The following is a 19,648-nucleotide window of genomic DNA, read 5'->3' on the forward strand; positions in this document are numbered from 1 at the left end:
GGTGCCAATCAGCCACCGAGACTAGGCTCACATGGTATGGAGGAGCAGCCACCCACCGAGCCGCCACGACGCCGCCCGGAGCCGAGGTCCACGCGCCGCTCCGGCCCGACCAAGGCCACCTTCACCCCTGCTCCGGACCCGGAGACCGCCACAGAGGCGGAGACGGGCGACCGGCCTCCGACGCCGCCCCGCCCCCGCGCCCGCAAGACGCCTCCGACGGTGCTCTTCCAGCCGCCTCCCGAAGTCGAGCCACCGACGTCCGGGCGACCGCCCACCCGACCCGCCCGGGCTGCGGAAAGCCCCGCTCAGACGTCGGGAAGCCCCGCTCAGACGTCGGGAAGCCCCGCTCAGACGTCGGGAAGTCCCGCTCAGGCGCCGGGAAGCCCCGTGCGGGCCCCCGAAACGCCCGCACAGCCGGGTCCCGCCGCACCGCCCTCGGCCGCACGACGGGCCGACCGGGTTCCGTCGGCCACGGTGCCACCGCCGACCCACCCGCAACCCACCGACCCGGCTCCGGCTCCGGCTCCGGCTGAGGGATCCGGCGCGGAGACCACGAACGAAGGGGCCGTCCCGGCACCCGAGCATGTCGCCAGCACAGGCAGGGACACCACCGTCGACGGGGAGACCACGGCCGACGCCGGCCCGCAGGGCGGCACCGCGAGGGCAACCGCCGCGTCCAGGGCCGCCGTCAGGAAGACGGCCGGGATCAAGGCCACCGCGCAGAAGATCGACGCGGCGAAGAAGGCAGCCGCCAAGAAGGCCAGCACCGCCAAGAAGGCCGCCGCAGCGAACGAGGCACCCGCCAAGAAGGCCGCCGCAGCACGCGAGGCACCCGCCAAGAAGGCCGCCGCAGCACGCGAGGCACCCGCGAAGAAGGCCGCCTCCGTGACGAAGGCCACGGCGAAGAAGGCCCGTACCGCGAAGAAGCCCGCAGCCGAGGAAGCCGCCGCAACGCCGTCGCCCGAGCCCGCCACGACGGACCCCGCCGGGAGTACGAGTACCAGTACGCCGGTACTTGCCGCCGCCACCGCGCCACCGACGACGACGGCACCGCCCCCCGCCACCGACGCCGTCGACCCCTCCGTGAACAGAATCCCGACTCCCGAGCCGACCGGCATCGGTACGTCACAGCCGGGTGGCGCACCCGACGAAACCGTCCCGGCCGATCGGGCGGCTTCGGGGCGTACTCCTGGGCGGGAGGGTCGCCGCTCGACGGTCCGGCAGCTTCTCGACCACCCGGGGTACGCACCCGAGCTGCTCGCCCTGGCCGCCGTACGCGGATTGGGCCCGGAGGCTCGCGCCTGGGCGGACTGGGTCCGGGCCACGTACCCGGGTGCCACCGCCGACGGCCTGGTCCGGCTGGCCACCCGGCGGTACGTCCGGCTCGCCGCTACCGGCGCCGCCCTCTCCACGGTGACCGGGCTGCTGGCGCCGCTCGCCGAGCTGGCCGCCGTCACCTGGGCGCAGGCCGGCCTGGTGCTGCACCTGGCCGCCGCCCACGGCCATGATCCGACCGGGCCGGAGCGGGCCGCCGACGTGCTGGTGCTGACCCGGGTCCACCCGGACCTGGCCAGTGCCCGGGCCGCGCTGGCGGCCGCCGAAGCCGCGATCGCGGAGGGCGGCCACGACCCAGACCGAGCCACAGCGGCCACCCCACCCGCAACGGACAACACCCTGCCCACGACCGACGACGCCTCAAACGAGGACGAGGAGGACGCCGACGCCGACGTCGACGCCGAGCTGGGTCGGCTGGTCGAGGCGGGCTGGCGGCTGGGGGCGCCGATCGTCGCCCGGACCGCGAACTGGCTTGTGCTGCGGCTGGCCGTACGGCGCCTGCCCGGGGCGATAACGCTGGCCGCCGCGATGCTCGGTTCCGCCGACACCGAACGGCTCGCCGCCCGGGCCGTCGGGTACTACCGCTCGGAAGCGGGCCGGTCGGATCTGGCCGTACGTCCGGCGGTGGCCGTCGGGAACGAACAGGCCACCTACAACCAGTCGAACCATTCCCGGGGCAGCAGCGCGTAGCCGACGAAGGCGACCACGTCCAGCAGGGTGTGCGCCACCACCAGTGGCAGCACCCGCTTGGTACGCAGGAAGAACAGCGCGAAGAGCACTCCCATGACGGCGTTGCCGACGAACGCCCCGAAGCCCTGGTAGAGGTGGTAGGAGCCGCGTAGCAGCGCGCTGGTGGCGATGACGGCGCCGACCCGCCACCCCAGGTCCCGGAGCCGGGTCATCAGGTAGCCGACCACGACGACCTCTTCGAGGATCGCGTTCTGCGCGGCCGAGAGGACGAGCACCGGGACCGCCCACCACAGGTCCGGCAGGCTCGCCGGGACGACACTCGCGTTGACGCCGAGATGCGCGGCGATCCAGAAGAGGCCGAGCCCGGGCAGGCCGATCGCGGCGGCCAGCGCCGCGCCCCAGGCGAGGTCCGGACCGGGCCGGCGCCCGTCCAGGCCGAGTACCTCCCGGGCACCGCCCCGACGCTGCCCGGGCAGCGCGTCCGGGGCGAGCAGCCCGTCGCGGTCCAGGGTCCGGTCCCGGTTCAACAGGTGTACGGCGAGCAGCACCGGCACGAGGGCGAAGAAGATCCCGAGGAGCTGGTACGTGAGGTCGAGCCAGGGCCGCGCCGACTGCGAGGCGTTCAGCGTGGCGGTCTGCTGGGACAGCGGCCGGTCGGCGGTGAGCCGGGCGATGATCGTCACCGCCGAGTAGACCGCGGACTGTCCCAGGGACAGGCCGAGGACCAGGAGCACCTCGGTGCCGAGTACGCGGCGGGAGAGCGGGCGGGCGAGATCAACCGTCACCCGACAACTGTGCCCGATCGGCGATCACATTTCCGGCCGGTTCGCAGCCATTCCGGTGCCGACCGGAGTCGGTTCTCCGACAACGGCCGATCGACAGTCAATCGCACACTCTGTGCGACCGACACTGACTCACGGTATTCATTCTTATCCGCGCAGTGGCCCCGACCGAGAAGGTGTCATGGACAACCTCGCGCAGCTGTTGAAGGAGAGCTGGACCCTCGTCGAAGACCGACGGGACAAGATCGGGGGATACTTCTACGCCCGGATGTTCCTGTCCGACCCCGCCCTGCGCACATTGTTTCCGGTGCAGATGAGCGGCCAGCGGGACCGCCTGCTGGAGGCGATCGTGACCGCCGTCCAGACCATCGACGACCCGGAGAACTTCGACGACTATCTCCGGTCGCTCGGCCGTGACCACCGCAAATACCACGTCCGGCCGGCGCACTACGACACCATGGGCACCGCGCTGCTGGCCGCGTTGGCGGAGGTCGCGGGTGAGCAGTGGACCGTCGAGTACGACCAGGCGTGGCGGGACGCCTACCGGGTGATCGCCGAGCGCATGCAGGCGGGCGCGGCCGACGACCCGAACCCGCCGTTCTGGCACGCGGAGGTGGTCGGCCACGAGCGCCGGGGCAGCGACGTCGCCGTACTCACCTGTCGGGCGCTCCAGCACCCGTTGCCCTACCGGGCCGGGCAGTACGTCAGCGTCGAGGTGCCGCGGTACCAGCCGCGCCTGTGGCGGACGTACTCGATCGCCAACGCCCCACGCCCGGACAACACGCTCGAGTTCCACGTCCGGGCGGTCGGTGCCGGGTGGGTCTCCAGTGCCCTGGTACGCCGGGTCAAGGTCGGTGACCTGCTGCGGGTGGCCGCCCCGATGGGCGGGATGACCCTGGACCGGGCCTCCACCCGGGACGTGCTCTGCGTGGCCGGCGGCGTCGGTCTCGCCCCGATCAAGGCGCTCGCCGAGGAACTGGCCGGATACAACCGCACCCGTTGGATGCACGTCTTCGTCGGCGCGACCAACCGGGACGAGCTGTACGGGCTGACGGAGCTGCACCAACTCGCCGCCGCGCACCCCTGGCTGTCGGTCATCCCGGTGTGCAGCGCCGATCCCGGCTTCGACGGCGAGCGGGGCGAGATCACCGACGTCTTCGCCCGGTACGGCCCGTGGACCACCCACGACTGCTACGTCTCCGGATCGGCCACCCTGGTCCGGTCCGCGCTCCGCGCGCTCGCCGCCGACGACGTGCCCCCGGAGAACATCCGGTACGACGCATTCGGCGACCTCTAGACACCCTCCCTCTCCCCCCAAAGCCGGGTCTCCGTGCCCTCCTCTCCGTAGGGCACGGGGACCCGGCCCCCGTTTCGAGGGCTGCCGCCGGGCGGGGTCAGTAGCGCCAGGGGTTGCCGGTGTCCCGGTATTCCTCGATCGGCACCAGCGGGACCTCCGGGTCCATCCGGTCGACGTAGAGCCGGCCCTCCAGGTGGTCGATCTCGTGCGCGACCAGTCGGGCCATGGCGAGTTCGAACGACGTGATCATGCGCCCGCCGTCCCAGCGCGCGTGCTCGACGTCGAGTCGCAGCGGCCGGGCGACCAGGCCACGGAGGTCGAAGAGGGAGAGGCAGCCCTCGTACTGCTCGTCGGTCTCCAGGGCGGCGTCGACCACCCGGGGGTTGAGCAGTACCACCGGTTCGGCGTCCCGGTCCGGTGGGCGTACCACGGCGGCGGCCCAGGGCAGCCCGATCTGCGGGGCGGCGAGCCCGACCCCCTTGCTGAACGGGTGCAGCTCGTCGAGGCGTTCCAGGGCGGCCCGGAGCCGGGCCACCACGTCCCGGGCGTTGGCGTCGTCCCGGGGCAGGTCGAAGTGCCGGGCCGGCTGGCGGAGCAGGTCCGCGCCGAGCTGCACGATGCCGGCGGCCCGCATCCGGTCGCTGGCCCGGCCCTCCGCCGATTCGGCCGGCGGGGTCGCGGGGGTGGCCGGCTGGGCCCGGTAGCGCCACTCCAGGCGGTAGCGGGCGTTCAGCGGCGGGTCGTCGGTCGACCACTCGAAGAGGGCCCGGCCGCCCTCGTCGTGCCGGACCAGTGGCGTACGCAGCGGCCCCTCCTCGGCCGAAAGCGACGTCTCCACGCCCCAGACCTGCGGGTCGAGGTCGAGTGGCAGGTCGAGCCGGAGCGCGAGGCGGCGGGTGGGCAGCCGTACGGCGCGCTGAAACCACTGCCCCCACTTGTCCTGGTTGACCCGGTAGGAGTATTCGGTGGTCACCCGCTCGCCCGGGTACAGCGGAAACCGGCCGTCGCCGTTCTCGAAGAGCAGCCAGACCTCCTTGAACGCGTCCCGGTCGTGCTTCTTGCGCCACTCCATCGGCTCGCGGCTGCCCTGGTCGTCGCAGAACGCCTGGAGGTCCAGCTCGGCGAAGGTCAGCGGGTTCTCCCGATGGTGCCGGTTGGACCGGGCCGGGTCGTTCGGATAGCGGTCCACGGCTATCCGCACCAGGTAGCGGGTCACCGGCTCCGTACCGGCGTTGTAGAGCGCCCGCCGGATCACGCAGCGGTACGCGCCGTCGTGGTAGGCGAGCGTCGCGGTCTCCTGCTCGACGATCAGGCCGGTGCCGGGCGGCATCCACTGCTCGGGTACGGGCGGATCGCGGTGCGCGACCGCGCTGGAGCGGGCCTGCCGCAGCTCGTCGTACTCCTGGAAGCGCTGCCAGATCGCTCCGGCGGCACCGAGTACGGCCTCCGCGCGCCGGGCGAAGTCCTCGGTCGGCCGGTGTCGCCGACCCTCGACATGGCTGACGTAGGAAGGGTCGAACCCCATCCGGGCCGCGAGCTGTTTCTTGGTCATGCCCCGCTCGACCCGCCGACGGGAAAGCTCGGCCGCGAACGAGTCGGCAGCCCGCTCGATTGGCGTGGTCATCAGGTTCCTCTGGCCGGGAATCTCAGTTTGCTGGCCGAGCCGGCCAGTCTGACAGAACTGGCGCGTTAACGACAATGGCTTGACATTCCGGTCTCCGTGGATGATCCTCCCTCGCCCACCCGTGGCGTACCGGTCAGATCTTCGACGCGTCGGGGCGAACATGGCGGGTCGGGATGCGCGGGTCCCCAACTCTGGTTAGCCTTGCCTTAGTAGGCTATGGTGACGGTCGGTGTCAGACATGGGGGGTTGATCCAGGTGTTCCCGAGGCAGACCAGTCCGGTTGCGGCCGTCGTGCCGGGCGCCTGCCCGTCGGCCGGAACGCCACGAAACGGCAACCCAGCGTGACCATCCTGATCGGCGACCGCGCCGCCGCACCACTGGCTCCGGTCACCGCGACCCTGCGGGCCGCCTTCGGCACCGACGAGCTGCCCGGCCTCGCGACCGGCCTGCTGGTCTCCGACGAGACCGGCTGGGCTCCGGCCACCGAACTCGTCGACGGCACCCGGCTGCCCGAGCTGCTGGCCGTCACCCGGCAGCGCTGGGGCGCCACCTCGCACGCCGCCGCCGCACTCGCCTGGAAGTCCTACACCTACTGGCTCCTGCTGCCCGTGGTGCTCGGTTGGGCCTCCGCACGCCGGGTGCCGCTGCTGCGCCCCTCCGACGTGCTGGTCCGGTTCGAGGAGAACCGGCCGCTACTCACGCTCGGCATGCGTCGCAGTACCGAGATCGCGGTGCTCCCCTCGGACCCGCTGGCCCTGCACGGCCTGCCCGAGGTACGGGTGGTGCTCGGCGAGGCCGAGCTGCTCGCCGCGCTGCGCGCGTCCCTGCTCGACGCGCACCTGACCCCGATGCTCGACTCGCTGCACCAGCAGGTCCGGGTCGGCGCCCGGACGCTGCTCGGCTCGGTCGCCTCCGGCGTGGCGCACGGCGTGCTCCGGGCCGCCGACGCGCTGCCCGGCGGCTCGGCCGAGACGATCGGGGCGCTGCTGGAGACCCTGGGCGTGGCCGACCTGGTCGACCTGGTGCCCGGTCCGACCGGCGAGCTGACCGTGCAGCGCAAGACCTGCTGCCTGGCCTTCACCCTGCCACAGCCGAAGGTCTGCGCCGGCTGCTGCATCCGCACCCCCTGAGCACACCGTCAGCGCTCGGAGCCACGTTGCACCGCATCCGACGATCCGCGGCGTCACCGACGGATTCCACAGCGTGGCGGACGGCCAGGAGATCGACACTGGACTGTTATCCCCGCGTCACGTCCGCCCAACGTCCTGGGGCTATGTTCGGGTGGTCTGTAACGAAAACGCCCCCGAACTGGTCACAACCGATGCCTGAAGTCACGAGTTCGGCTCGCACGAGTGCCCCAATTTCCCTACGGTCGTCGTAGATGGTTCACTCTGTCGGTCCAGTGCAGGTCGAGTCAGAGCGTGAGGGATCTACGCATGGCAGAAATAACTGGAGATCAACGCATTCAGGAAGAGGTGCTCGAGGGCCTCGCCACCGCCGTCAACCACCGACGCTGGTTCGTCGAGCTGGCCCTGCCCTACCTGGGCAACAACCCGATCGAGATCGGCAGCGGGCTGGGCGACTACGCCATCGAGTGGGCGCCGTTCCTGGAGCGCTTCACCGCGACCGAGGCTGATCCGGACCGGCTGGTCGCGCTGAAGGAGCGCCTCGCCAGCGAACCGACCATCGAGGTGCGGCAGATGCTGCTGCCCAACACCGAGCAGGGCGACTACAGCGCCGCCGTCTCCTACAACGTGCTGGAGCACATCGAGGACCACGTCGGTGCGCTGCGGAGCATGCGCAACCTGGTCCGGCCCGGCGGAGCGATCGTGCTGATCGTGCCGGCCTTCCAGTTCGCGATGAGCCCGGCCGACATCGCCACCGGGCACGTCCGGCGCTACACCAAGAAGACCATGCGGGCCGCGCTCGAAGAGGCGGGCCTGGAGGTCGAGACGCTGCACTACGCCAACGCGCTGGGCCTGATCGGCTACTACATGGCGACCAGCGTCTTCCGGCTGATGCCGAAGGAAGGGCCGATGGTCAAGGTGTACGACAGCCTCGTGCTGCCGGTGACCAAGGCCGCCGAGCGGGTGGTCCGGCCGCCGTTCGGCCAGTCGGTCTTCGCGGTAGCCCGAGTGCCCGCCTGACGCCACCGCGGGCCCACGGGCCGGCATCATCGGCTCGAATCGCCGGATGCCGGCCCCGTCGCCAGCCTCAGCCCTTGACCTGGTACGTCGGTCGGATCACCGCTCGGGCCAGGGTGTGGAAGGTCAGGTTGAACCCGACGTACGCCGGGCTCGCCTCCGGGGTGAGGTCGAGCTTCTCCACGTCCAGGGCGTGCACGGCGAAGACGTACCGGTGCGGGCGGTCTCCGGCCGGCGGCGCGGAACCGCCGTACGTCTGCTCGCCGTAGTCGTTGCGCACGCTGAACGCCCCCTGGACGCCCGCCGACGACTCCTGCCCGGCCCCCCTGGGCAGCTCGGTCACCTCGGCCGGCACGTTGACCAGCACCCAGTGCCAGAATCCGCTGCCGGTGGGCGCGTCGGGGTCGTAGCAGGTGACCGTGAAGCTCTTGGTCTCGGCGGGGAAGCCCGTCCAGGCGAGTTGCGGCGAGAGGTTCCCGCCGCCGACGCTCGGGTGGGCGAACTCGGCCGCCATCGGCTCGCCGTTCTGGACGTCGTTACTGGTCAACGTGAATGCCGGAACGCTCGGCAGCATCTCGTACGGGTCGGGTGGAACGGGTCGGTCGAGAGTCATCGCGATGTCCTTTCCGCACAGCGGGTGGCTCGGGCCGGGCAACCGGCGCCGTGCCCTTTCTACCCGTTCGACGGGTAACCACCCGTGCGGACCTCACCGGGCCGGTACGCCGGCCGCCGGTGCCGCCGCTACGACTCGGCGTCCTGCGGCACCGCGTCGGCGGCGATCCGCAGCGCGGTGGCGGTGATCCCGGGCGGGGGTACCGCCGCGCGGCGGTGGATCTCGACCACCATCGGGCGCCGCGGCTCCTCGACCCGGGCCAGATAACCGCGTGCCGCCGCCAGCGCCTCACAGTGCAGGACCCCGCAGATCCGGCAGATCCCCTCGGCGTCCGAGGCATGGTCGGCGACGATCCGCCGGGCCACCAGGATCAGTCGGTTCCGCACCTGCACCGGGGTGAGCCGCAGCTCCATGGCGCCCTCGCTTCACTCCGTACGCCCACCCGGGCGTGACTGTCGCCAGCGGCCCCGTACCGCCGATTTCCGCAGAAGTTGTGCACGCATAATCACCGTGCGATTACTACGCGTAGAGCGTAGGGGTACGCCCCGCGTAGCCGTCAACAGAGTGTGGGACATCTCCCAGGTAGCGGACCAGACCCCGCACGGACAGATCCACAGCGGCAAACACGGAGACACTGGTGGGGAGTCTCTCCGCCGCCGAGTGTGTACCGTCCGAAGTGGTGCCCCCGCAGGTCAGGCCCGAGCCACCACCCACCCAGCTCCAACCTGGGACGGTCCCCATGTACGACGTCGACCCGTACTTCGGCCCGCTTCTCCGCCGACCGCGGCAGGAGCGAGGACTCTCGGTCCGCGCCCTCGCCCAGCTCGTGGACGCGACCGACGTCAGCGCCGAGGTGCTCAGCGCCGTCGAGTTGGCCGTCGATGACCTGGCGAGCGCGTACGCGACCAGTCCGCCAGGCGAGCTGCTCGACCCGATCCGGCAACAGCTCGCCCGGATCGGCCGGCTGCTCGACGCCCGGGCGACGCTCGACCAGCGCAGACGCCTACTGGTCGCCGGTGGGTGGCTCAGTCTCCTGCGGGCAACCGTGCACATCGATCTGCGCCACCGCGCCGCCGCAACCGCGCACCTGGCGATCGCCGAGCAGTTGGCACAGCAGACCGAGCACCGGGAGATCCAGGCGTGGTGCCTGGAGACGGTGGCGTCGGACGTGCTCACCGCAGGCGACTACCGACGGGCGCTCAACCTGTCTCGCCAGGCTCAGGAGGTGGCGCCGCGCGACAGTTCGGCGTACATCCAGGCGACCGCGCAGGAAGGCCGGGCATGGGCCCGGATCGGCGACCAGCGGGAGACGCGCCGCACGTTGTCCCGACTGTCCCGGCTGGTGTCCCCGCTGCCGGTGCCGGACCGGCCCGAGCACCACTACCGGTACGACCCGGCGAAGGCGCTCTCGTACACCGCGACGACGCTCGCCTGGGCCGGTGAACCGGCTGCCGAGGACTATGCCCGAGCGGCGGTCGCGGAACTGAACGGATCTGCCCGGCCCCGGCGCACCGCGTCGGCGCGGCTGGACCTTGGCCTGGCGCTGGTCGCTGCCGGGAAGCCAGACGAGGCCAGCGTCACGGCTCAGGCGGCGATCACGTCCGGCCGGGTGGTGGCGTCGAACTGGTGGCGGGCGTCCGAGGTGGTTGCGAGCGTCGAGGCGACCGGCATCAGCGAAGCCCGGGACCTGCGTGACGCGTACGAGGCGTACCGGCCGTTGCCGGAGTAGCGGAGAGCGCGGCGTCGCAGCGGACTTCGGCCTACTGGACCGCTCCCGCCGTAGTCGCGGTTCGGCTATCGGGATGGTGTGACGGAACAGGGACGATGGCGTGTTCCTGCCTGAATGTCTGTCACGTCGCGCGGAGGGCGTGGGATTCGAACCCACGAAGAGGATCACTCCCCTTACCGGTTTTCAAGACCAGCGCCATCGGCCACTAGGCGAGCCCTCCGGGGCCGTGGTCGTCGATCCAACGGCGGTCACGGCCGTGCCTAGTGTGCCATGACCGGCGGTCGGCCGGGCGTATCAGCCCGGGGACCGCCGACGGATCGACGGGCACAGCCGGCCGAGAGCCATGGGACCACCGGAACGATCACGGGATCGCGGGTCGGGGCTTGGGGCGGAAGGGAGATCGGGTAAGACTGGAGCGATGAAGGCGATCACGATTCCCGAGCCGGGTGGACCCGACGCGTTGGTCTGGGCCGACGTGCCCGAGCCGACTCCCGGACCGGACGAGGTGACGCTCGACATCCGGGCGAGTGCGGTCAACCGGGCGGACCTGCTGCAACGCCAGGGGCACTATCCGCCGCCGCCGGACGCTCCGCCGTACCCGGGTCTGGAGTGCGCGGGCGTGGTCAGCGCGGTCGGCGCCGAGGTGACCGGCTGGAGCGTCGGCGACCCGGCCTGCGCGCTGCTCAGCGGCGGAGGCTACGCCGAGCGGGTGGCGGTGCCGGCCGGGCAGCTCCTGCCGGTACCGGAGGGGGTCGACCTGGCCGACGCGGCGGCGCTGCCCGAGGTCGCCTGCACGGTCTGGTCCAACGTGGTGCAGCTGGCCCGGCTCGGCATCGGGGAGACGCTGCTCGTGCACGGCGGCGGCAGCGGTATCGGCACCTTCGCGATCCAGCTCGGCGCGGCTCTCGGCGCCACCGTGCTGGCCACGGCCCGGGGCGGCAAGCACGACCAGCTCCGCGAGCTGGGCGCCAGCGGTCTGGTCGACTACGCCGAGGAGGACTTCGTCGAGGCGACGAAGCGGCTCACCGACGGCCGGGGCGCCGACGTGATCCTGGACATCATGGGCGCCTCCTACCTGGGGCGTAACGTCAAGGCGCTGGCCACCGGCGGTCGGATCGTGGTGATCGGCCTCCAGGGCGGCCGCAAGGGCGAGCTGGACCTGGCGGCGCTGCTGGCCAAGCGGGGTTCGGTGGCGGCGACCGCGCTGCGCTCCCGGCCCGCCGCCGAGAAGGCCGCGATCGTCCGGGGCGTACGCGAGGAGGTCTGGCCGCTGATCGAGTCGGGCTCGGTCCGCCCGGTGATCTACCGCCGGCTGCCGATGTCCGAGGCGGCCGAGGCGCACCGGGTCGTGGAGTCCAGCGACCACGTCGGCAAGGTGCTGCTCACGGTCGACTGAATCACAATCACCCGGTCCCGTCGGCCGGGCCCGGCTCCAGGAGCGGGGACGGGGACGGGGGTGCGGGCGGCTCCGGGTGCACCACGGCAGGTGGCGGGGCGGGCAGCATCCTGCGCGGGCCGGTGCCCTGGGCGGCCAGTTCGTCGCCGGGGTTGTAGAGGTTGCAGCTACGCAGCGACAGGCAGCCGCAGCCGATGCAGTTGCTCAGGTCGTCGCGGAGCCGGGTCATCAGCTCGATCTTCTCGTCCAGCCGGCGACGCCAGCGCGCGGAGAGCCGCGCCCAGTCGGCCTTGGTCGGGGTACGCCCGTCCGGCAGCTCGGCGAGCGCCTCCCGGATGTCCTCCAGTGAGACGCCGAGCTGTTGCGAAATCCGGATGAACGAGACCCGGCGCAGTTCGGCCCGGTCGAAACGTCGCTGGTTGCCTCCGGTACGCCGGGCCCGGATCAGCCCGAGCCGTTCGTAGTAGCGCAGCGCCGAGGTCGCCACGCCGGAGCGGGCGGCCAGTTCCCCGATGGTCAGGCCCTCCTGACGCACGTCGATCCTCCCCTGTCTCCGAAGGGCTTGAGTTGAAGCGCACTTCAACTTGCAGGGTAGAGGCATGACGACCACAGCCACCCCGCCGGGGCGTACCCGCCGATCCGCGCCGCAGCCACGGCGCTCCGAACTTCCGGCCGAACTCTGGCCGCTGCTTCGCCGGCTGACCGGCGACGAGAAACACGCGCCCAGTGCACATTCGACCCTCGACGTGCTCTGGGTGCTCTACGACCGGGTCCTGCGGGTCTCCCCGGCGACCGCCGACGAGCCCGACCGGGACCGCTTCCTGCTCTCCAAGGGGCACGGACCGGCCGCCTACTACGCGGTGCTCGCCGCCAAGGGTTTCATCCCGGAGCACTGGCTCGACGACCTGGCCGGCCCGGAGAGCCGGCTCGGCCACCACCCGGACCGGGTACTGGTCCCCGGGGTCGAGATCGGCACCGGCTCGCTCGGCCACGGCCTCGGGCTGGGCGTCGGCACCGCGCTCGGGCTGCGCGCCCAGGGCCTGGACCGACCCCGGGTGTACGTCCTGCTCGGCGACGCCGAACTCGACGAGGGGTCGAACCACGAGGCGATGGCGTACGCCGGGGCGACCGGGCTCGGCACGCTCACCGCGATCGTGATCGACAACCGGTCCGCCAGCCACGGCTGGCCGGGCGGGATCGCCAGCCGGTTCACCGTGCACGGCTGGACCGCCAGCACCGTCGACGGCCGCGACCACGACGCGATCGAGGCCGCCCTCACCGCAACCGGATCCGCCACCGGATCCGCAACCAGGACCGCCACCAGATCCGCCGCCCGACCGGATCGGCCGCACGTGGTCGTCGCGGTCGTCGAGCCCAAGGAGTGACGGACGATGCGGGACACCTTCATCGACACCGCCACCGCGCTGCTTGACGACGATCCGCGTACCGCCGTCGTGCTCGCCGACATCTCGGCGTCGAGTTTCGCGCCCGCCGCCCGGACGCACCCGGATCGGGTACTCAACGTCGGCATCCGGGAGCAGTTGATGGTCGGAGTGGCCGGCGGGCTCGCCCTGACCGGGCTGCGCCCGATCGTGCACTCGTACGCCACCTTCGCCGTCGACCGGGTGTACGAGCAGCTCAAGCTCGACCTCGACCACCAGGGGGTGGGTGCGGTGGTGGTCAGCGTCGGCGCGTCGTACGACGGGGCGAGCATGGGCCGCACGCACATGTCCCCGGGCGACGTGGCCCTGCTGGACACCCTCACCGACTGGACGGTGCACGTGCCCGGGCATCCGGCCGAGGTGCCCGGGCTGCTCCGGGCCGCCGCCCGGCACGACGACCGGGTCTATCTGCGGCTCTCGGCCCAGGTCAACGAGGCGCCGCTGCCCGGGGCGGGACGGCTGACGGTGCTTCGCCGGGGCTCGGCCGGCTCCGCCCTGGTGGTGGCGGTCGGCCCGATGCTCCGGCCGGTGCTGGCGGCGGTCGCCGGGCTGGACGTGACGGTCGCGTACACCCACACCCCGCGCCCGTTCGACGTGGTCGGGCTCCGGGAACTGGCCGGTACCGCCACCTCGGCCGGCGCCGCCCCGGCGGTGGTACTGGTGGAGCCGTACCTGGCCGGCACGTCGAGCGCGCTGCTCGGCGCGGCGCTGGCCGGGGTACCGCACCGGTCGCTCTCGCTCGGCGTGGGCCGCTCCGACCTGCGGCGGTACGGCGAGCCGGCGGACCACGCCCGGTGGCACGGCCTCGACCCGGCGGGCCTGCGCCGGTCGATCGTCGAGTTCCTGGACTGACCACCCGCCACGGCCGCGCCCCTGACCCGTCCCCGGGTCGGGGGTGGGGCCGGGCGGCCGGTCAGCGCCGGCCGGCGCGCTCCCGCCGGCGGGTACGCTCCCGGCCGAGGATCAGCAGCGCCTCGACGCCGTCCTTCCAGGTGATCTTCTTGCCCTCTTCCCGGTTGCGGGCCCGGTAGCTGATCGGCACCTCGTAGGGGCGGATCCGGCGGCGCAGCAGCTTGCCGGTCACCTCCGCCTCCATCCCGAAGCCCCGGGAGCGGACGTCCAGCGAGCGGTAGAGCGCGACCGGCATCAGCTTGAAGCAGGTCTCCAGGTCGCCGATGTAGGAGTTGAAGAGCACGTTCGCGGCGGTGGTGACGGCCTTGTTGCCCATCACGTACCAGAAGCTGTAGGCGCTGTGGCTGCCGAAGGTCCGATTTCCGTAGACCACCGTGGCCCGGCCGTCCAGCACCGGGGCGAGCAACTTCGGGATGTCCTGCGGGTCGTACTCCAGGTCGGCGTCGAGGATCACCATGTACTCGCCCTCGGCGTTGTCCACCGCCGTCCGGATCGCCGCACCCTTGCCGGCGTTGCGGGGATGGGTGATCACCCGGAGCCGGGTGTCGTCGGCCCGGTCGAGGATCTCTCCGGTACCATCTCGGCTACCGTCATCGACCACGACGAGTTCGATCTCGCACGGATAGTCGACCGCGAGGGCCTGCTTGAGGGCGTCCGCGATGCGTTCTTCCTCGTTGTAGACCGGCATGAGGATCGAGAGCTTCACGGGAGTCTCCACGGTGCCGACGACAAATCGGCCCTAGCCTAGCCTGATTACCGGCCTGGGCCATGCCTGGCATCCGCTCCGGGCCTCGCCGGTCACGCGCGTTCGGCGGGATCGGCGTGGGCCGGCGGCGGGGTCGCCCGGGCCGCCGGCGGGACCGCAGTAAGGGGCGCCGACCCCTGCGACCGGTGACCGGTCCAGGGTCCGGCCGGTAGCCAGACGGTGAACCGGGCACCACCCTCCGGCGCGTGCCCGGCGGTGATCCGGCCGCCCAGCCGGCGCACCAGACCGGCGGCCAGGGCCAGCCCGAGACCACTGCCGACCTTGCGTACCCCCTGGTAGCGCTGGCGCAGCGCGCCGCGTTCGAAGGCCACCGCGAGATCGTCGTCGGTCAGTCCCGGCCCGCCGTCCCGGACCTCCAGCACCCCACCCGGCGCTTCGGCCGGCCCCGCCGGGCGTACCGCGAGCACGATCGCCGCGCCCGGCGGTACGACCCGGAGCGCGTTCTCCAGCAGCCCGTCCACCACCTGCCGGATCCGGCCCGGATCGGTGTGCACCGAGGTCGGCCCGGCCGGCACCTCGGCCCGGAGTACGACGCCGAGCGCGGCACAGCGGGCGCTCCACACCTGCGCCGCGTCGGCGGTCAACTGGTTGAGGTCCACCGGCACCGGCTCCAGGGCGAAGTCCGCCGCCTCCAGCCGGGCCAGCGACAGCAGGTCGCCGATCAGCCGGTCGAGGTGTTCGGCCTCGGTCAGCATGGTCTGCCCGGCCCGCTGGGCACCCTCCGGACCGACCACCCCGTCGGCGAGCGCCTCCGCGTAACCCCGGATCGCGGTCAGCGGGGTGCGCAGCTCGTGCGAGACGGAGAGCAGGAACTCCCGCTGCCGCCCCTCGCTCTGGGCCAGCGCGGCGGCCAGCTCGTTGAGCGCGTACGCCAGGTCGGCGGCCTCCTCCGGCGGCTCCACCGGCAGGCGTACCGCCCGGTCGCCGGAGCGCAGCCGGGCCGCCGCCGTGGCCGCGTGCCGGATCGGCCGGGCGAGCCGGCGGGCCAGCAGCGCCCCGGCCACCACCCCGGCGGCGAGCCCGGCGAGCAGCGGCAGCCAGAGCAGCCCGGCGACGTCGCCCCAGAGCCCGGTGGTGGCCGGCCGGGCCAGCACGACACCGTTGCCGCCGGGCAGCCAGCGCCCCTCGACCATCGCCGGCTGGCCGGCGACGGTCCGCCGCCCGGAGAAGTTCCGGCCGGCGGCGACTCGCTCGACCACCTCGGCGGGCAGGCCGGGCCGGTCGGGGCTGCCGGCCCTGATCAGGTACGCGTCGATGCCCTGGTTGCGCAGTTGCCGGACGATCCGCTCCTCGTCGGCGGCCCGACCCCGGTCCAGCCGGTTGCGCAGCGCCTCGGCGGCGAGCCGGGCCTGGGCGGTCAGCGCCTCCCGGGCCTGCCGTTCCGCCGAGCGGGCGGCCAGCGGTACCGCGACGACGGCGGTCACCAGTACCGACACCAGGGCGACAGCACAACTGACCGCGACGGCGCGGGCGGTCAGGGTACGCCCGAAGCGGCGGGACCGGTTCCGCTCCGGTGCGCCGCCGGCCGGGTCCGCCGCCGGCCGGTCCGCCCCGGGCGCCGGGTCAGCCGGCACAGGCGTACCCGACGCCGCGATGGGTGCGGATCACGTCGGCGGCCGGGCCGAGCTTGCCGCGTACCTGCGCGACGTGCACGTCGACGGTGCGGGTGCCGGTGTGCGCGGCGTACCCCCAGACGCTGGCCAGCAGCTCCTCCCGGGTGAAGACCCGGCCCGGCCGGCCCATCAGGTGGGCGAGCAGGTCGAACTCGGTCGAGGTGAGCTGCACCGGGTCGCCGGCCACGGTGACCTGCCGGCGTACCGGATCGAGGGTGACCGGGCCGACCACCCGGGGTTGCTCGGCGGCGTCCGGCGCGCCGCCGGTGCGACGCAGCACCGCCCGGATCCGGGCGACCAGCTCGCGCGGGCTGAACGGCTTGGTCACGTAGTCGTCGGCGCCGAGTTCCAGCCCGACGATCCGGTCCACCTCGTCGTCCCGGGCGGTCAGGAAGATCACCGGCGTCCAGTCCCCGGCCGCGCGCAGCCGGCGGCAGACCTCGGTGCCGGGCAGGCCGGGCAGGGCGATGTCCAGTACGCAGGCGACCGGCCGCAGCCGGCGGGCCGCGGCGAGTCCGGCGTCGCCGTCGTGTTCGACGTGTACGCCGTAGCCGTCCCGGGTCAGATAGAGCCGGACCAGGTCGGCGATGGACCGTTCGTCCTCGACCAGCAGGACGAGGCCCCGGTGCGGGGAGGTGCCGGGTTGCGCGGTGTCGACGGCCACCGGCCAATGATGTCCGATCGCCGGCCCGGTGCCCCCGCCGGCAACGTTCGGATCCGGTACGGGTCCGCCGTGGCCCGTCGGGAGGCTGGTCGAGCGGCCGGCCCGGCCGGCGACCGTGGTGCTGACCGGCGGCTCAGACGGCTACGACGGGGCTCAGTCGCGGGGCGCGGGCCGGGGCGGTCAGCCGGGCCGGCGGGGTCGCCGCCGCCACCGTCGGGACCGGGTGCTGGTGCGGGGTGCCGGGCACGGCCGGGCGGTCGAGGGGTACGGCGGGGTCCGCCACCCGGGACCGGGCCGCCATCTTCGGCCGGAACACCTGGCTGAACAGGGCGTCGAGCTGCCACATCTGGCTGGGCCGGTCGGCCCGGATCAGAAACCGCTCGCGTACGCCGTCGACGGCGGTCGCGGCCAGCTCGACCATCGAGGCCCGGGGGTCGGGGTTCCAGGCGACGTTGTTGAGGTGCCGCAGCTCGGTGTTGAGGTGCAGCCGCAGCCGGTGCAGCAGCCGGGTCTGCTCGGTCACCACCAGCCGGCGGGTGGTGAGCAGCAGCAGGCAGCCGTTCGCGGGCTGTTCCGGACGGGTGCACCGGGTCACCAGTACGGTGACGTCGCCGGCCGGTACGCAGTTGCGCAGCACCGGCAGGTGCCGACTCACCGTCGGGCTGGCCACCCCGGTCTCGGCGGCGGCCGGCAGAAACGTTCGACAGAACACATCCACGCCTTCTCCAACGAGATCCGGCCGGGGATGACGCGGCCGAGGCATGGATGAGAATGAAATTATAGAAGTTCCACGATGGTTGCGTTGGCCATCCCGCCGCCCTCGCACATCGTCTGGAGGCCGTACCGGAGGCCGTGGTCGCGCATGTGGTGCAGCATCGTGGTCATGATCCGGGCACCGGAGCCGCCGAGCGGGTGACCGAGGGCGATCGCCCCGCCCCGGGGGTTGAGCCGGGCCGGGTCCGCCTCGGTCTCGGCCAGCCAGGCGAGCGGCACCGGGGCGAACGCCTCGTTGACCTCGTACACCCCGATCTCCTCGATGCCGAGCCCGGCCCGGCGCAGCGCCCTGGCGGTGGCCGGGATGGGTGCGGTGAGCATCAGCACCGGGTCGTCGGCGGTGACCACGGCGGTGTGGATCCGGGCCAGCGGTCGCAGGCCGTTGCGCCGGGCCCACTCGGCGGTGGTCACCGCGAGCGCGGCGGCACCGTCGGAGATCTGCGAGGCGGAGCCGGCGGTGACCACCCCGTCGGCCCGGAACGGGGTCTTCAGCCCGGCCAGCCGCTCCAGGCTGGTGTCCCGGCGGATTCCCTCGTCGGCCTGCACCTTTGCACCGTCCGGTACGACCACCGGGACGATCTCCGCGGCGAAGGCACCGGCGTCCTGAGCGGCGGCCGCCTTCTCGTGACTGGCCAGCGCGTACTCGTCGAGCTGCCGTCGGGTCAGCCCCCACCGCTGGGCGATCAGCTCCGCGCCGACGCCCTGGTTGAACGGCACCGGATCGTCGGCGGCGAAGCCGGGCGTACCCCGGTAGCGGTCCCGGACCAGGTCGCCGTAGGGCAGGCCGGTGCCGGTCGAGCCGCCGGGGGCGATGCTGCTGCCCATCGGCACCCGGGTCATCGACTCCACGCCGCCGGCGACCACCAGGTCGGCCTGGCCGGAGGCGACCGCCGCCGCCGCGAAGTGCAGCGCCTGCTGGCTCGACCCGCACTGCCGGTCGAGCGTGGTGCCGGGCACCGACTCCGGCCAGCCGGCGGCGAGTACGGCGTTGCGGCCGACGTTCCAGGCCTGCTCGCCGACCTGGGAGACGCACCCCCAGATCACGTCGTCCACCTGCGCCGGGTCCAGTCCGGCACGTTCGGCGAGCGCAGTGAGCACCCGCGCCGACAGGTCGACCGGGTGTACGGCGCCGAGTGCTCCGCCGCGCCGCCCGACCGGGGTGCGTACCGCACCGACGATGACCGCGTCCGCCATGTCTACTCCCCAGTAACTTGGCTACCCTCGATACTACGTCGTCGCCGGCCGTCCTCCCGAAGAGGTCCCGCTCCGCCTCCCGAAGAGGTCCCGCCCGGCCTCCCGAAGAGGTCCCGCCCGGCCGCGCCGGTGGCCCGGTGACCGAACCCCGGGCGGTCGCCCCGGCGGCGGAACCGGTGGCGGTGGCATCCTGGACGCGTGCACTCCGAACCGGACACTTCCGTACGGCACTGGCGGGTCGAGACCGCGCTGCCGGTGTGCAAGCTCGGCGTCGCCGTCCTCTTCGTGGCGCTCGGCGTCCTCTTCGCCGACGGCGACCCGGTACGCCTCGGCGCCGGACTGCTGGTCGGGGCGGTCCTGCTCGGCTGGGGCGTACGGGACCTGGTGGCACCGGTCCGGCTCGCGGTGGACCCCGGCGGGGTCACCGTGATCCAGGGCTTTGCCGGACGGCGGCACATCCCGTGGTCGGAGATCGACGGGATCACCGTGGACACCCGGTCCCGCCTCGGGCTGGCCACCGAGACGCTGGAGATCGACCGGGGCGCCTCGCTGCACCTGTTCAGCCGGTACGACCTCGGGGTCGCGCCGCGCGAGGTGGCCGAGGTGCTGCACGCCGTACGCCCGGGTGGCCCGTCCGGCGGCGGCCCGGCGTACTGAGCCGCCGGGCCGACCG

18 protein-coding genes, 1 tRNA gene and 1 pseudogene are annotated in these 19,648 nt (G+C 72.9%); 9 read left to right on the forward strand and 11 right to left on the reverse strand.

Annotated elements, in window-relative coordinates:
• Positions 1–474: 474 nt before the first annotated feature.
• Entirely contained in the window at positions 475–2,025 is a 1,551-nt protein-coding gene (locus tag C6361_RS37040; RefSeq protein WP_159079357.1) for a hypothetical protein, read from the forward strand.
• On the opposite strand, the gene C6361_RS16800 is transcribed toward C6361_RS37040, so the two are convergent.
• Complete coding sequence (locus C6361_RS16800) at positions 1,986–2,810, reverse strand: CPBP family intramembrane glutamic endopeptidase (RefSeq protein WP_107263115.1); 825 nt, start codon at positions 2,808–2,810, stop codon at positions 1,986–1,988. The genes C6361_RS37040 and C6361_RS16800 overlap by 40 nt on opposite strands.
• Positions 2,811–2,988: 178 nt before the next feature.
• Between C6361_RS16800 and C6361_RS16805 the strand changes: the two genes are divergently transcribed.
• A complete protein-coding gene (locus C6361_RS16805; RefSeq protein WP_107263116.1) occupies positions 2,989–4,104 on the forward strand; it encodes a globin domain-containing protein in 1,116 nt (371 codons plus the stop codon).
• A 97-nt stretch (positions 4,105–4,201) separates the two neighbouring features.
• On the opposite strand, the gene C6361_RS16810 is transcribed toward C6361_RS16805, so the two are convergent.
• Positions 4,202–5,728, reverse strand: coding sequence for a peptide deformylase (locus tag C6361_RS16810; RefSeq protein WP_369931400.1), 1,527 nt, complete (start codon positions 5,726–5,728; stop codon positions 4,202–4,204).
• A gap of 350 nt (positions 5,729–6,078) precedes the next feature.
• On the opposite strand from C6361_RS16810, the gene C6361_RS16815 reads away from it, so the two are divergent.
• Both C6361_RS16815 and C6361_RS16820 read left to right on the forward strand, forming a co-directional pair.
• Positions 6,079–6,858 (forward strand): IucA/IucC family C-terminal-domain containing protein, encoded by a 780-nt coding sequence (locus tag C6361_RS16815; RefSeq protein WP_107264506.1) that lies wholly within the window; start codon positions 6,079–6,081, stop codon positions 6,856–6,858.
• Between the two features lie 306 nt (positions 6,859–7,164).
• The gene (locus C6361_RS16820) at positions 7,165–7,875 is read left to right on the forward strand and encodes a class I SAM-dependent methyltransferase (protein ID WP_101368967.1); all 711 of its coding nucleotides are present in this window, start codon (positions 7,165–7,167) and stop codon (positions 7,873–7,875) included.
• A 67-nt stretch (positions 7,876–7,942) separates the two neighbouring features.
• Here the strand turns inward: C6361_RS16820 and C6361_RS16825 are convergent, their stop codons facing one another.
• Positions 7,943–8,485, reverse strand: coding sequence for a YbhB/YbcL family Raf kinase inhibitor-like protein (locus tag C6361_RS16825; RefSeq protein WP_107268300.1), 543 nt, complete (start codon positions 8,483–8,485; stop codon positions 7,943–7,945).
• Positions 8,486–8,613: 128 nt separating this feature from the next.
• Positions 8,614–8,898 (reverse strand): hypothetical protein, encoded by a 285-nt coding sequence (locus C6361_RS16830; RefSeq protein WP_107263117.1) that lies wholly within the window; start codon positions 8,896–8,898, stop codon positions 8,614–8,616.
• A gap of 326 nt (positions 8,899–9,224) precedes the next feature.
• Between C6361_RS16830 and C6361_RS16835 the strand changes: the two genes are divergently transcribed.
• A complete protein-coding gene (locus C6361_RS16835; protein ID WP_107268301.1) occupies positions 9,225–10,214 on the forward strand; it encodes a transcriptional regulator in 990 nt (329 codons plus the stop codon).
• Between the two features lie 131 nt (positions 10,215–10,345).
• Here the strand turns inward: C6361_RS16835 and C6361_RS16840 are convergent.
• Positions 10,346–10,434: transfer RNA gene (locus tag C6361_RS16840), tRNA-Ser, on the reverse strand.
• A 198-nt stretch (positions 10,435–10,632) separates the two neighbouring features.
• Here C6361_RS16840 and C6361_RS16845 point away from each other — a divergent pair.
• Positions 10,633–11,610 (forward strand): NAD(P)H-quinone oxidoreductase, encoded by a 978-nt coding sequence (locus C6361_RS16845; protein ID WP_107263119.1) that lies wholly within the window; start codon positions 10,633–10,635, stop codon positions 11,608–11,610.
• 7 nt (positions 11,611–11,617) lie between these two features.
• On the opposite strand, the gene soxR is transcribed toward C6361_RS16845, so the two are convergent.
• Entirely contained in the window at positions 11,618–12,145 is a 528-nt protein-coding gene (soxR, locus tag C6361_RS16850; RefSeq protein WP_234359532.1) for a redox-sensitive transcriptional activator SoxR, read from the reverse strand.
• Positions 12,146–12,209: 64 nt separating this feature from the next.
• Here soxR and C6361_RS16855 point away from each other — a divergent pair, with 64 nt between their 5' ends.
• Positions 12,210–12,995 (forward strand): transketolase, encoded by a 786-nt coding sequence (locus C6361_RS16855; protein ID WP_107268302.1) that lies wholly within the window; start codon positions 12,210–12,212, stop codon positions 12,993–12,995.
• Between the two features lie 6 nt (positions 12,996–13,001).
• A complete protein-coding gene (locus tag C6361_RS16860; protein ID WP_107268303.1) occupies positions 13,002–13,904 on the forward strand; it encodes a transketolase family protein in 903 nt (300 codons plus the stop codon).
• A gap of 61 nt (positions 13,905–13,965) precedes the next feature.
• Here the strand turns inward: C6361_RS16860 and C6361_RS16865 are convergent, their stop codons facing one another.
• From C6361_RS16865 to C6361_RS16885, 5 genes and pseudogenes are all read right to left on the reverse strand, one after another.
• Complete coding sequence (locus C6361_RS16865) at positions 13,966–14,670, reverse strand: glycosyltransferase family 2 protein (RefSeq protein ID WP_107263123.1); 705 nt, start codon at positions 14,668–14,670, stop codon at positions 13,966–13,968.
• Between the two features lie 194 nt (positions 14,671–14,864).
• Positions 14,865–16,304, reverse strand: a pseudogene (locus C6361_RS16870) (histidine kinase dimerization/phospho-acceptor domain-containing protein); the annotation flags it as partial.
• The gene (locus C6361_RS16875) at positions 16,294–17,007 is read right to left on the reverse strand and encodes a response regulator transcription factor (protein WP_107268305.1); all 714 of its coding nucleotides are present in this window, start codon (positions 17,005–17,007) and stop codon (positions 16,294–16,296) included. The gene C6361_RS16875 and the pseudogene C6361_RS16870, both read right to left, overlap by 11 nt.
• Positions 17,008–17,140: 133 nt before the next feature.
• A complete protein-coding gene (locus tag C6361_RS16880) occupies positions 17,141–17,725 on the reverse strand; it encodes a hypothetical protein (RefSeq protein WP_159079358.1) in 585 nt (194 codons plus the stop codon).
• A gap of 59 nt (positions 17,726–17,784) precedes the next feature.
• A complete protein-coding gene (locus C6361_RS16885) occupies positions 17,785–18,975 on the reverse strand; it encodes an acetyl-CoA C-acyltransferase (RefSeq protein ID WP_107268307.1) in 1,191 nt (396 codons plus the stop codon).
• Between the two features lie 198 nt (positions 18,976–19,173).
• On the opposite strand from C6361_RS16885, the gene C6361_RS16890 reads away from it, so the two are divergent.
• Positions 19,174–19,632 carry a PH domain-containing protein gene (locus tag C6361_RS16890; RefSeq protein ID WP_107268308.1) on the forward strand — a complete coding sequence of 153 codons (459 nt, stop codon included), beginning with the start codon at positions 19,174–19,176 and terminating at the stop codon, positions 19,630–19,632.
• The last annotated feature ends 16 nt before the right edge of the window (positions 19,633–19,648 follow it).

This window comes from Plantactinospora sp. BC1 (assembly GCF_003030345.1).
Lineage (GTDB): Bacteria > Actinomycetota > Actinomycetes > Mycobacteriales > Micromonosporaceae > Plantactinospora.